At 65.9% G+C, this 12,025-nt stretch carries 11 protein-coding genes; 3 read left to right on the top strand and 8 right to left on the bottom strand.

Annotated features, from left to right (window positions below):
• From A0U87_RS20325 to A0U87_RS20345, 5 genes are all read right to left on the bottom strand, one after another.
• Window positions 1–1,179: an efflux RND transporter periplasmic adaptor subunit gene (locus tag A0U87_RS20325; protein ID WP_137405928.1), complete on the bottom strand. Its 1,179-nt coding sequence runs from the start codon at window positions 1,177–1,179 to the stop codon at window positions 1–3.
• Window positions 1,179–2,456, bottom strand: a complete 1,278-nt coding sequence (locus A0U87_RS20330) for a TolC family protein (RefSeq protein ID WP_137405929.1) — start codon at window positions 2,454–2,456, stop codon at window positions 1,179–1,181. Before A0U87_RS20330 ends, A0U87_RS20325 begins: the two co-directional genes overlap by 1 nt.
• A gap of 60 nt (window positions 2,457–2,516) precedes the next feature.
• Window positions 2,517–2,813 carry a hypothetical protein gene (locus tag A0U87_RS20335; protein ID WP_007406840.1) on the bottom strand — a complete coding sequence of 99 codons (297 nt, stop codon included), beginning with the start codon at window positions 2,811–2,813 and terminating at the stop codon, window positions 2,517–2,519.
• Window positions 2,814–2,886: 73 nt separating this feature from the next.
• A complete protein-coding gene (locus tag A0U87_RS20340) occupies window positions 2,887–4,854 on the bottom strand; it encodes a cytochrome c/FTR1 family iron permease (RefSeq protein ID WP_137405930.1) in 1,968 nt (655 codons plus the stop codon).
• Entirely contained in the window at window positions 4,854–5,480 is a 627-nt protein-coding gene (locus tag A0U87_RS20345; protein WP_004212870.1) for a cation transporter, read from the bottom strand. Before A0U87_RS20345 ends, A0U87_RS20340 begins: the two co-directional genes overlap by 1 nt.
• 75 nt (window positions 5,481–5,555) lie before the next feature.
• On the opposite strand from A0U87_RS20345, the gene A0U87_RS20350 reads away from it, so the two are divergent.
• Entirely contained in the window at window positions 5,556–5,975 is a 420-nt protein-coding gene (locus A0U87_RS20350) for a helix-turn-helix domain-containing protein (protein WP_007406847.1), read from the top strand.
• Here the strand turns inward: A0U87_RS20350 and A0U87_RS20355 are convergent.
• Together A0U87_RS20355 and A0U87_RS20360 are read right to left on the bottom strand one after the other, a co-directional pair.
• Window positions 5,969–7,171: an aspartyl protease family protein gene (locus tag A0U87_RS20355; protein ID WP_013039112.1), complete on the bottom strand. Its 1,203-nt coding sequence runs from the start codon at window positions 7,169–7,171 to the stop codon at window positions 5,969–5,971. The two genes, A0U87_RS20350 and A0U87_RS20355, sit on opposite strands and share 7 nt — an antisense overlap.
• Window positions 7,172–7,460: 289 nt before the next feature.
• On the bottom strand, window positions 7,461–8,033 hold the full coding sequence (locus tag A0U87_RS20360; protein WP_009824027.1) for a recombinase family protein: 573 nt from the start codon (window positions 8,031–8,033) through the stop codon (window positions 7,461–7,463).
• A 191-nt stretch (window positions 8,034–8,224) separates the two neighbouring features.
• On the opposite strand from A0U87_RS20360, the gene A0U87_RS20365 reads away from it, so the two are divergent.
• Window positions 8,225–9,625 (top strand): Mu transposase C-terminal domain-containing protein, encoded by a 1,401-nt coding sequence (locus tag A0U87_RS20365; protein ID WP_004212864.1) that lies wholly within the window; start codon window positions 8,225–8,227, stop codon window positions 9,623–9,625.
• Entirely contained in the window at window positions 9,552–10,430 is an 879-nt protein-coding gene (locus A0U87_RS20370) for an AAA family ATPase (protein ID WP_009824028.1), read from the top strand. Before A0U87_RS20365 ends, A0U87_RS20370 begins: the two co-directional genes overlap by 74 nt.
• Window positions 10,431–10,744: 314 nt before the next feature.
• Here the strand turns inward: A0U87_RS20370 and A0U87_RS20375 are convergent, their stop codons facing one another.
• The gene (locus A0U87_RS20375; RefSeq protein WP_137405931.1) at window positions 10,745–11,983 is read right to left on the bottom strand and encodes an integrase; all 1,239 of its coding nucleotides are present in this window, start codon (window positions 11,981–11,983) and stop codon (window positions 10,745–10,747) included.
• Window positions 11,984–12,025: the final 42 nt, after the last annotated feature.

The following is a 12,025-nucleotide window of genomic DNA, read 5'->3' on the forward strand; positions in this document are numbered from 1 at the left end:
TTAATCCTCGTGGCTCGCTTCGCCCTTGCCGATCTCGGCCTTGAGCGTGAAACTTCCGGTGGTGGCGATCTGTTCGTTGCCGGTCAGGCCCGACCGGACGATCACCGTGTCGCCCGACGCATCGCCGAGCTGGACCGGGGTCGCCTTGAAGCCGGTGGGCGTGCGCACGAACACGACCGACTTGCCCTCGAAACTCTGGACCGCCGTCGTCGGCACGCGGACCGCCCCGCTCCCGCCGCTGCCCGTGAGCTGCACGGCTGCCGTCACAGGCTCGCCGACCCGCCATTCGCCACCGCGATTGTCGAGGGTGGCGAGCGCAGGCACGAGCCGCGTCTGCGGATCAAGCGCCGGCGACACGAAGGTCACGCGGGCGGTCGCCTGACGGCCTGCCGCCTTCACCAGCACCGTATTGCCGGGACGCACCCGGCCCGCATCCTCGGGCTTGAGATTAAGCGCGATCGACACCTGGCTCAGGTTGGCGATGCGATAGAGTTCGGCATCCGCCGCGACCGTTTGTCCCAGCGTCACGGGGCGCGCAATGATCTGGCCCGAGATCGGCGCGGCAATGCCGAGCCGGTTGAGCCCGCCGCCGCCGACACCCGCCGCCGAAACCATGCTCTGCGCCTGCGTCAGGGCGATCCGCGCCTCCGTCGCCGCTGTGCGGGCGGCGATCAGATCCTGTTCAGGGGAGACTCTCTGCGCGAACAGCCGCTGTTCGCGCGCGAGGTTCGAATTAGCGAGCTGAAGCCGCGCCCGCGCCGCCTCGACCTCGCCCTTGATCTGCGCCGCCTCGCGGCTTTCGATGACCGCAATGGTCTGGCCGCGTCCGACCGATTGGCCGAGGTTACGGGTGAGCGCGACCACGCGTCCCGCAATTGCGGCCGAGACGACCTGCGTTCCCTGTGGGTCGCCCTCGATGATCGCGGGCAGCTCGATCGTCCCGGCCCCGCCGATGATCGGCCGTCCGACCTGGACGCCCGCTGTGGCGATCTGGTCGGCACCCAATGTGACGACGCCTTCACCGGCATGACCGCCTTCAGTACCGCCCTTTTCCGTGCCCGCTGCCGTCTCATTGGCAGCTGCGCCTTCGGCAGTTGCCTCGTTTCCGCCATCCTTGCCGCCGCAGGCAGCCAAGAGCAGGGCGAGCGACGCCGCGCCCGCGAGATAAAAGCTCTTCATCACTGATTCCCCCCATTGGGCGCACGAGCGGTCAGTCGCTCCACTTGCGCGCGGGCATTCTGGTAATTGGCAAGCGCGTCGATCGCGGCGACCCGCGTTTCGGCGAGCGTGCGTTCAGCATCGAGCAATTCGAGCTGGCCGAACTTGCCCTCGCGATAGCCGATCCGCGCGATGCGGGCGGCCTCCTGTGCAGCCGCCAGCGCCGGCCCCGACGCCGCACGAGCCGTCGTTGCGGCATTGGCCGCCTGCGCCTGCGCGTCCGTGATCGCCTGTTCGATGTCGAGCGCGGTCACGCGGCGCTGCGCATCCGCCTGGGTCCGCTGCGCGGTCGCCTGCGCAATCGCGGCGCGACCATTGTTGAACACCGGGATCGGGATCGACACGCTGAACACCGCCGCCATGTCGTTGGTCGCTTCCAGGCGGCGGATCGACGGCCCGACGTTCAGGTCAGGCACGCGATTGGCGCGCGCGAGCCGCACGTCGGCTTCGGCAATGGAGAAATCCGCGTTGGCTGCCGCCAGCGCGAGTGTGCCGGTCGTGTTGACCGGTGCCAACGGCCCATAGACGTTCACATCGGGAAGGCGATCGAGCAGCGTGTCATCGAGCAGGCCGTCGATCGGCCGTCCGATCCGACGCGCCAGATTGGCGCGGGCCGCCTCGGCCAAGCGAAGCTGCCGCTCCACATTGGCGTCGGCATTGATACGCGCGACATCCGCGCGCTGTTGCTCGAGTGGCGATGCCCGCCCTGCCTGCACGCGAACGCTCGCGGCCCGCAGCGCATCGCTGGCGATCCGGGCCTGATCGCGGGCTGTCATTACCCGGCGATCGGCCGCGACCGCTTCGACATAGAGCTGCGTTACCTGAAGCCGGACATCCGCCGCGATGATCGCGGCCTGGATCTCGGCCCGGGACAATTGCGCATTGGCGACCGCGACGCGGGCGCCGCGCTTGCCGCCTAGCTCGATCGGGATCGCAAAGCCGACCGTGGTTTCCGCGCTGCGGACCCCCCGATACGGCCCGGAGCCGATGACATTCTCGACTTGGCCTTGAACCACCGGATTGGGCCGCAAGCCGGCGACTGTGCGACCTGCACGGGCCGCGTCGATTCCAGCTGTCGCCGCTTCCGCAGCAGGGGCCGAACCGCCCGCTGCACTGACCGCTTGGTCAAGCGTGTAGACCGGCGCATCCTGCGCAACAGGCGCGGACGGTCCGACCTGCGCCTGCGCCATCGTGGCGCAAGACGCTGCGGCCAGCATGGCCGCGAGGATACGATTCATGAAAATAGGACTCCTGACGATGATCGACAGGGGCGCGCCAACGCACGCCCAAATCGGACGTCAGGCTTGGGGGGGCCTCAAATGGACCATGCCGGTGCGGCCGTCGAGCGACGCAGAGGCGGAGATTGTCGGCTTGGGCACTGTGAGGACGGGGGTATATTCCATCGTCGTGCGCGCAGGCGCGCCGACGTCGTGTCCGTGACAATAATTGTGATGATGCGGGACATTCTTGTCCGAGTCCGATGGCACCTGATCGATGTCACCGGCGGTATGGACCGTGAACTCAACGCCCGCGATGCTTCCCCCCGCCAGATCGGCGGCATGGGCCATGCCGGAGAAGCTGGTCAGGACCAGCATCAGGCATGTCAGGAAAGGCAAAAAGGCTCGCACTAGCTTGCCTCTATCACGGAAGGGTTTTCATGTCATTGCACTAATTCGAACCAAGGGTCACTGAGCCGGAACCCGAGCGGGATCGGTCGCGCCCGTTCCAGGCGAACCCGACCGCAATGGCGACCGCCATCAGGAGTTGCGCCAGCACCGATTGCCAAGTGGGAAACACGCCGAGCATCGACAGCCGTGGCACGTCCGCGAGCGGTGCGATGTTGATAAGGCCGGCTTCCTGGAGCGCGGCGACGCCTTTACCCGCCAGCACGACGGTCAGGACCGCCATGAGCCAGGAGCTATAGCGGAAGAACTGCGCCATCGGCAGCTTGCGACTGTAGCGAAGCATGGCCCAAGCGATCAGGCTGAGCAGTCCAATCGCCGACCCGGCCCCCGCGAGAAGCATCCCGTTGTCACCTTGCGCCGAAAGCGCGGCATAGAACAGGATCGTCTCGAAGACCTCGCGATAAACTACGACGAACGCCAGCCCGAACAGGAACCAGCCCGACCCGCCCGAGAGCGCCCGCGACATCTTCTCGCGAATATAGCGCTGCCACTGATCGGCCTGCGCCTTGCCGTGCATCCAAATCCCGACCGAGAGCAGCACGACCGCGGCGAACAGCGAGCCAAACCCTTCCGTCAGCTCCCGGCTCGCACCGCTGATCCCGATCGCATAGGTGGCGACCGCCCAGGTGATCCCGCCCGCGATGATCGCGCTGACCCAGCCGCCATGCACGTACCGCAGCGCCTCGCCGCGCTCGGCTTTACGCAGGAACGCGATCATGGCGACAACGATGAGCAGGGCTTCGAGCCCTTCACGCAGCAGGATCGTGAACGCGCCCAGGAACGTGGACGCTTCGGTGGCGGCATCAGGCGCGAGCGCCGCTTCCGCATCGTCGAAAAGGCCGCCCAGTACTGCGACCTTCTCCGCGAGATCATCGGGCGACGCGCCCCGGTCGATCGAGGCGCGGAACTCCCCCATCGCGCCCTCGATTCGACCCATCAGCGTCGCGTCGCGCGCGGTGAGTGTTGGCTCGATCGGCTCGAACCCATCGAGATAGGCCGACAGCGCCAGCTCTTTCGCCATGCGCGCATCGCCGCGCCGCGCAGCCGCCACGCTTTCGGCGAGTTTGGCGCGGGCGACCGCGAGCGAGCCGGGAGCCTGTTGTATCACCTGTTCGGGATGACGACGCAGGAACGCGAGCACTGGGTCAGCCTTGGCGTCGCCGATCGCCGCGCCGAGCGCGGCCGGGGTGAGCGCGACCAGGGTTTTCAGGTCCGGAATGCGCCGGCGAAGGGTCGGGTCGGATTTCCAAAGCCGCTCGCCTTCGCGCGCCTGCGCATCCGTGAAGGCGAAGCTCCCGGCTCGGAATGCTAACGCCCAGCGCTGATCGTTGGGCAGATCGGCGAAGCTCTGCATCGCGGTCCCGTCGATGCCTTGCGTCACCACCTGATAGAGCGCGAACACGCTGCGCTGGCGCGCGCGCTCGGCATCGGTGAAAGCAATCGGGGGCGTAGCGAGCTTGGCGGCGTCAGGGCCACGGCCGTTGCCCGTCATCCCGTGGCAGGACGCGCAGGATTGTCGGAACAGTGCATCGCTGGAGACGAGGTTCGGAGCCTTATCGGGCGCGAGCGGCACCGGGTAGGCGCGCAACAGATCGGCCGCGAGCCCGTGCGCCAATGTTGCCACCTGTTCAGTCGGTCCCTTTTCCGCGATCACCGCCTGGAGGTTGGCAGCCCGCTGGATGAGGGCTTGACGCTCCGGCTTCGCCGGCAGGCCCTGAAGCCGTGTCGAGACCGACGCGGCGAACTCCGTCATCTCGGCATATTCCGACGTGCTCTTGATCCGACCGTTGGCGACCGCGCCGCCATAATCGACGGCCATATAGTCGAGCAGCCGCCATGCGGTTTGCACGTCGCCGGGTTCGGCGATTGCCGCAGCAGGGATCAGCAGCGCCGCGAGCGCGGAGAGCAGCCGCAACGAGAGCATTGCCCGGATCAACGCGAGCAGACGCACTACCGCTCTCCCAATTCGCGCCGAGCGCCAGTGACGATTTCATAAGCGGAGTGGAGGAACAGGAGGGCGATGAGGCCGGCGACGGCGAGGTCCGGCCAGGCGCTTCCTGTCCACGCCACCAGACCGGCCGCGGCGATCACCGCCACGTTGGCGAGCGCGTCGTTGCGGCTGAACAGCCAGATCGCGCGAACATTGGCGTCCCCTTCCCGGAAACGCGCAAGCACCAAGGCGGACACGACATTGATCGCGAGCGCGACAACGCCGATTGTGCCCATCAGTTCGGCATCGGGCGCGGTTGCGTTCAGGGCGCGCCAAATCGCGAAACCGATTACGCCCACGCCAAGCGCACCGAGAAACAACCCCTGCGTCAGCGCGACCTTTGCCCTCGCCCGTGCGGACCAGGCAAGCGCGAGAAGACCGATAAGGCTGATCGACCCGTCCCCGAGAAAATCGAGGGAATCCGCTTTCAGCGCTTGGCTATCGGCGATGAACCCGCCGAACAGCTCGGCGACTCCGAAGCCGAGGTTGAGCACCACGACGGTCAGCAGCGCACGGCGATAGGCCGGATCGGTTTGCGCGCGCGCGGGCTCCCCGTGGCACCCGCAGCTTTCGGTAGAAGCATTCATGCGGCCTTCCTTACCACCTCCAGTCGCTGTAGAAGCAAGCGAAATGTGCGACACGTTCGCATAAGCAAGGATGGCATGATGAAGCCGGTGATGATTGGGCAGCTCGCCAGCGAGACCTCGACGAAGGTGACGACGATCCGCTTTTATGAGTCGATCGGGTTGCTCCGATCCGCCCCTCGCACGGCGTCGGGTCGCAGAACCTACGATGCCAGTGACATTGAGCGTTTGCACTTCATCCGCAACGGTCGCCGGCTTGGCTTCTCCGTCGACGAGATCCGTTCGTTGATGGGGCTGGCGCAGAACCCGGACCAGGATTGTGGTGCCGCCTCAGCTATCGCTGCTCAGCACCTCAAGGATGTGGAGGAGAGACTGGCGCAACTCGCGGTGTTGCGGGATGAGTTGGCAATGCTCAGCCAGAGCTGCACCAAGGCGCGCATGGCCGATTGTCGGATCATGAAGGCGATCGGCAAAGGCCACCCTCAAGCCGATCAATAATAATCGGCCAGCCTGAGCTCGCGCACATCACCCGAGGCCATCGTCAGCTTTACGAGGGTGCCAGCAGGCCGGGAGCGCACTTGCCAGAGCTCCCCACGCGTATAGTTCGCATCGATCGAATGGCCGTTCACCGCCACGATCCGGTCGCCGACCGCCCAGCCAGCCTTTTCCGCGGGACTGTTCGCCGCCACATGAACAACGGTGAGCGCCGTTGGTGAGGCTGCGAGGCCAAGGCCGCTACGGTCCTTCAGCATCGGCAGGCGACGACGAGGACCGAGTGGCCGGAGCCACACGAATCCGGCGGTCACGTCGAACACCACGTCGAATTGAGCGATCAGCGGTAGGCCGACATTGCCAACCGTGCTGGTGGAGAGCCAAGCTCTCATCCCGAGTGTGGGGACGTTCGAGACGCCAAGCCCTTCGATGTTGATGTTCTGGATCGTGAAAGCATCGTTGATACGCACACCATCGACGCCGCCGATCGCCGCGGTCGAGACGAGCTTCCCGTTCAACAGCCCTTGATCGCGGGCATAGGCCGACGAGAGCATCAGCGCGGCCGAGCTGCCAAGATCGATCATCAAGGGCACGGGAGGCAAACCCGAGACGGAAGCTCGAATGAACAGCTCCTGCTTGGCACCGCGCCCGAGCGCGACAGCGCGCCAGTCGGGACCGGCGAGAAACGTGCCTGACTTGACGACCGCCATACGCCTTTTCGCGAAATCGAGCGCGATGCAGCTACCCGTGAACATATCGGCACCGAGGAGGATATCGATCGGTCGTCCGAAGGCCGCCGACACTGAACTCAGATCACCAACGACGGCAAAGGGTAAGCGACGGGTTTCGCGGGCGAGCTGTACGTCGATGTCGCGGACCAGCAGCACCGGGGCCTTGGCGCTCAGCCCGCTAATCATGCGCCGCTCACCATCGTTCAAGCCGAGCTTCGCCGCGAGCGCCGTGCTCATGATCGACGCGCCGCTGCCACTGTCGAGCACCGCCCGCACCGGCACTCCGCGCACTTGTGCCGAAACAAGGAGGGTATCACCCGTGCCGACTTCCAGCGGCTCCCATTCGAGGTGAGCCGCACCGAAGTTCCACGAGCCCGCAGACCGGGAAGTCTGTCGCGCGAGCGTTGGAGAACCGAGCACCAAGCCGGTTCCACAGGCCACCAGCCGCGCCACTAATGAGCGTCGAGACATACCGATTGCTTCAACACGGGCCGTCAAAAAGCCACCTCCAGCCCCCCGTCCGCAGGAGAGCAAATTGCGGTTACATGCTCCAGCCACTGGAGGAGCAAGTGCTTTTGGTGCGCCCGAAAATCCTCAGAAGCGCTTGGAGAACTTTAGATGAAGGATGGTGCAGACCGCTTAGATGCCTTCCCGATAACGAACGGTTCCGGGGGACGCTGGGCCGATCGGGACCGCGAACGGTGTAAACGCTCGCGCTAAGTGGCGGCATTCTGATCGCGCTATTTGTCGGCGAGCGTCGCTACGCGGCTACCGGCTTGGTCTCGGCCGATCGCACATAGGCGTAGAGTTTTGGCTTGGAGATGCCGAGCATCGAGCAAATCTTGGCGATCGGCATCGTGTTCTCGTGGTAGAGCCTGACGGGCAGGTCGCGCTTGTCCTTGCCGAGTGCGGCCGGCCGGCCACCCTTCTTGCCGCGAGCGCGGGCTGCGGTGAGACCGGCCTGGGTCCGCTCGCGGATCAGGTTGCGCTCGAACTCCGCCAATGCCCCGAACAGGTGGAAGGTAAGCTTGCCCGACGTGGTGGTCGTGTCGATCGCCTCGTGCAGGCTCAGCAGCCCGACCTTTTCCTCGTCGAGGTAGGTCATCCATCCGATCAGATCACGGAGCGAGCGGCCGAGCCTGTCGAGGCGCCAGACCACCAGTGTGTCGCCGGCGCGAAGCAGCTCCTTCACCTTTTCCAATCCAGGGCGAGCGGCAGTCGCCCCGGAGGCCTTGTCGGTGATGACCTTCTCGCAGCCGGCAGCCTTCAGCGCATCACGCTGGAGGTCCAGGTTCTGCTCGGCGGTCGATACGCGGGCGTAACCGATTTTCATGCGTAGGGCCGGTGGCGCCCCGATCGGGCGCGGTTTGGGAAGAAAGTCGTCATCGGCAGGTCTATGTTGCCCTAGTTTTCTTTACCGGGTAGATTTACGTCGAACAGGCCGGTTTGGCAACGCGAGCGGACTCGCATGGCGATGGGCAGGCAAATCTCCGTTTTCCTTACCTGCGACACGGACCGTCGGCGGTGACGCATCCGGCGCTTGTCCCGCCGCTGGCGATCGAGCGCTACCGCGTCCTTGAACCGCACCTCGCCGATGGCATCCCGCTCGCGGACCTCGCCCGCACCGGCACGCTGAGCGAGCGGACGTTGCAGCGCTGGCTCGGGCGCTACCGTGCCGAAGGACTTGCCGGTCTCGCGCGTCTGCCGCGCAACGATCGGGGCAGGCTGCACCTGCCGGAACATCTGGTCGAACTGACCCGCACTCTCGCCACCAAGCGCCCGCGACCCCCGGTCGCCGCCATTCACCGAAAGGTGCAGGAACTCGCCATCGCGCATGGACACCGAACCCCCAGCTATGCGGCCGTCGCGCGTGTCGTCAGGGCGATACCGGCAAGCCAGATCGCCGCAGCCTCCGATCCGGCCGTCTACCGCGACCAGCACGAGCTAGTGCATCGGCGCGAAGCCGCGACCTCGAACGAGATGTGGCAGGCCGATCATACCGTTCTCGACATTCTCGTGCTCGATGATGCCGGAACCCCGGTGCGTCCTTGGCTGACCGTCATCGTTGACGATCACAGCCGAGCCATCGCCGGTTACTTCCTCAGCCTCGATGCCCCCAGTGCCCTCAACACGGCGCTCGCCTTGCGGCAGGCGATCTGGCGCAAGCCCAATCCCGAATGGATCGTCAGCGGCATTCCCGAACAGCTTTACGTCGACAACGGCTCGGATTTCATCTCCGAGCATATCGAGCAGGCGTGCATCGCCCTCAAAATCCGCCTCATCCATTCGCTGCCGGGGCGTCCTCGCGGGCGCGGCAAGATCGAGCGGCTGTTCCGCACCATCAACGACATGTTCCTGCCCGACCTGCCCGGCCACCTGATCGCGGGCAAGCCGCTGTCGGCGCCAGTGCTCACGCTCGACGAGCTGCGCGCCCGCTTCGAGGCGTTCGTGTGCGGCGTCTATCATCGTCGCCCGCATGGCAGCACCGGCGAACCGCCGATCACGCGCTGGCAGAAGGGCGGGTTCCTGCCCGCAATGCCCGACAGCCTTGAACAGCTCGACATGCTGCTCGTGCACGTGCCCAAGCCCCGTAAAGTGCTGCGCGACGGCATCCGTCTGATGGGCAGGCGCTATGTCGAACCCACGCTCGCGGCCTTCGTCGGCGAGCAGGTCGAGGCGGTCTATGACCCCCGCGACCTGACCGAGATCCACGTCTACCACCAGGGCCGGTTCGTCTGCCGTGCGCTCAGCTCCGAGCACGCTGGGCACCCGTCGTTGCGCGCGATCCAGCGCGCCCGGCGCGGCGCGAAGGAGCGCGACAAGCAGGTGCCTGCCCCCACGGAGACCTTCGATGGCGACCAAGAGGATACGGCTTCCCGGCCCACCACCTACCGAGGGCTCCGGCTCTACGCCGCTGACGATTGAGTTCCTGGTCGAGCAGCCGTTCCTGGCGACCCGCGAACATGCCCGGTTCGTCGAGTTTGCCGAAGCCTGCGCGCACTACCGCTATATCGGCGTGTGTCATGGCCGGCCGGGCGTCGGAAAGACGCGATCGGCGCGCGAGTTTTCCAGCTTCCCCGACCTGGGGGAATATGCCGCGCTCCGTCCCATTGCCGCGCTCCTTGGCGAAAAGGTCGCTCGCTGCCGCGCCGTCTTCTACACCGTGTCGGTCAGCAACACGCCCAAGACGATCGACGCGGTGTTGGGCCTCAACCTCATTAAGCTGGGCTATGCCCGGCTGACGGTCGCGGGCGGCTCGCAGGACGAAATCACCCATGACGCCGCCCGCATCGCCTGCCCCCTCGTCATCGTCGACGAGGCCGACCGCCTGACCATAAAGTCGCTCGAACATCTCCGCGACATGGCCGATCGCCACGGCTTCGGGCTGATCCTGATGGGTATGCCGGGCTTGGAGAAGCGCCTCGCCCGCTATGCCCAGCTCTACTCGCGGATCGGCTTCGTCCACGAGTTCAAACCGCTTACCGAGACCGAAATGCGGCTGCTGCTCGCGACCCACGCCGGCGATTTCGGGATCAGCTTCGACCCGGCCCAACTCGACGCGATCGAAGCGCAGGCAGCCGTGATCCGCATCACGCGCGGCAACTTCCGGCTCATGGAGCGCCTGTTCGCGCAGATGCGGCGGATCATGACCCTCAACCGCGTCGAGGAGGTCACCGCTGACATCGTTCAGGCCGCGCGCGATTGCCTCGTCATCGGACCCGGCAACTGACAAATAGCGCGATCAGAACGCCGCCATTTAGCGCGAGCGTTTACACAGGATAAGATCCATACCGTTTCCGGAACCACTTTCTTGTTTCCTCTTCGAAATTGGACTGTGCTGATGAGTTTGAGCGATGGTGGCTTCGCTCATACACTACGCGCTACCAGGCCCCTGCCCGTTTCTTAGGCTTAACGTTGTAGCTCAAGACCCCGGGGGCTCAGCCTCCCTTCTCCGGTTCTTGCCGCTGCGCAAATCCCTCGATCTACCTGCCGCCGTCGTGTGGTCGCACGGCATCATCCAAAGACCTATTTAGGCCGTCATGACTAGCCAATCTTCGCCATAAGGCGCCCCGCCGCCCCCTGCTCTGCCGCGAGATTGCGATTATAAGCGAGCGGCATCCGCGGCGACTTCCACCGCAGCGCGTCCATGATGCCGGCCAAATCCTCCCCGCTGGCGAACAGGTCCTGATTGAGCCCGATCCGCGTCGAGTGCGCACTGATCCCCTTCAGCAACCGCGCCAGATCGTCCGCCGTCAAATCGGGCAGCGCGCCACGGTCGAACGCGCGGCCGATGATCGACCGAAAGATTGGTCCGATCGAGCCCGGGTGCAGCGCGACGGTGCCGATGTCATATTCGACGCGCGCCTTCACCGCCGGCTTGGACAGCGTCTTGCGCAGATCCCACGTCTCCCGGCCCGAGATGCTGTCGATCGGCCGACCGCGCACGGCTGCCCGCGCCTTGTAGCGCCGCACCTGCACCCGCCGGAACAGCGGCCCTGTCGTGATCCCCGCCGCTTCGGTCCACGCCGCGATCGCCGCGACGGTGCGCGGGCTGAGGTAGGCGGTCGCCCCCTCCCCGTCTTGATCGCCCTTATGACGCAGAATCTGCAGCAGCCGCGCTTCGGGATCGATCGCCTCCTCAATATGCTCAATGGCGACCGCCACCAGTTCGGAGGCGCGCAGCCCGGTGTCATAAGCGGCCGATAGCAGCGCCCGATCACGCAGCCCCGGCAGATCCTCGCCACAACTCTCGAGCAGCGCGCGGATGTTGAGCCCCCGCGCCTTGTCGCGCTCGACGTCGCGCACCGGGCCCTTGAACCGCAGCGGCCGCGCCTGCTTCTGCGCAGCCCCCTTCTCGCGGCGCACCGCTTGCAGCCGCAGCTTCACCAGCGGCGCCGGCGTCGGATCCTTGAGTTCGAGCAACTGATGGATCTTGGCGATCGACGCCTTGTAGCGGGATAGCGAGGCTGGGCGGCTCCCCTTGCCTGCCCGCGAGTCGAGATAGTCGGCCACCGTCTCGGCCGTCGCCGGCAGTGCAATCCGGTTGTTGCGCCTACACCACGCATCGAACGCCTCGACGTCGGACTTGAGCGCACGGATGCTATGGGGCGATGAAGCGGCCTGATAGGCGGCGATCAGGCCCTCGTTGACGGTGATGCGCTCGCCGGCGCGCATCTGCACGATCGTCCACGCAAGGTCGGCCGGCGCCCTGACGGCCGGCAGGACAGCCTCAGGCGGCGCTACGGGGATTTCTGGCCCTTCCCGGGCGGTTTCGGTGCTCACGACGCGCCTCGCTCCTCAGCCGCGCTTGTAGCCCACCTTATA

This window comes from Sphingobium sp. MP9-4 (assembly GCF_005281675.1).
Classification (GTDB): Bacteria; Pseudomonadota; Alphaproteobacteria; order Sphingomonadales; family Sphingomonadaceae; genus Sphingobium; species Sphingobium yanoikuyae.

Coding starts and splice junctions, on each gene's coding strand:
- A0U87_RS20325 (WP_137405928.1), bottom strand. CDS start 1,179: ATGAAGAGCTTTTATCTCGCGGGCGCGGCGTCGCTCGCCCTGCTCTTG.
- A0U87_RS20330 (WP_137405929.1), bottom strand. CDS start 2,456: ATGAATCGTATCCTCGCGGCCATGCTGGCCGCAGCGTCTTGCGCCACG.
- A0U87_RS20335 (WP_007406840.1), bottom strand. CDS start 2,813: ATGCTGGTCCTGACCAGCTTCTCCGGCATGGCCCATGCCGCCGATCTG.
- A0U87_RS20345 (WP_004212870.1), bottom strand. CDS start 5,480: ATGAATGCTTCTACCGAAAGCTGCGGGTGCCACGGGGAGCCCGCGCGC.
- A0U87_RS20350 (WP_007406847.1), top strand. CDS start 5,556: ATGATGAAGCCGGTGATGATTGGGCAGCTCGCCAGCGAGACCTCGACG.
- A0U87_RS20355 (WP_013039112.1), bottom strand. CDS start 7,171: ATGTCTCGACGCTCATTAGTGGCGCGGCTGGTGGCCTGTGGAACCGGC.
- A0U87_RS20360 (WP_009824027.1), bottom strand. CDS start 8,033: ATGAAAATCGGTTACGCCCGCGTATCGACCGCCGAGCAGAACCTGGAC.
- A0U87_RS20370 (WP_009824028.1), top strand. CDS start 9,552: ATGGCGACCAAGAGGATACGGCTTCCCGGCCCACCACCTACCGAGGGC.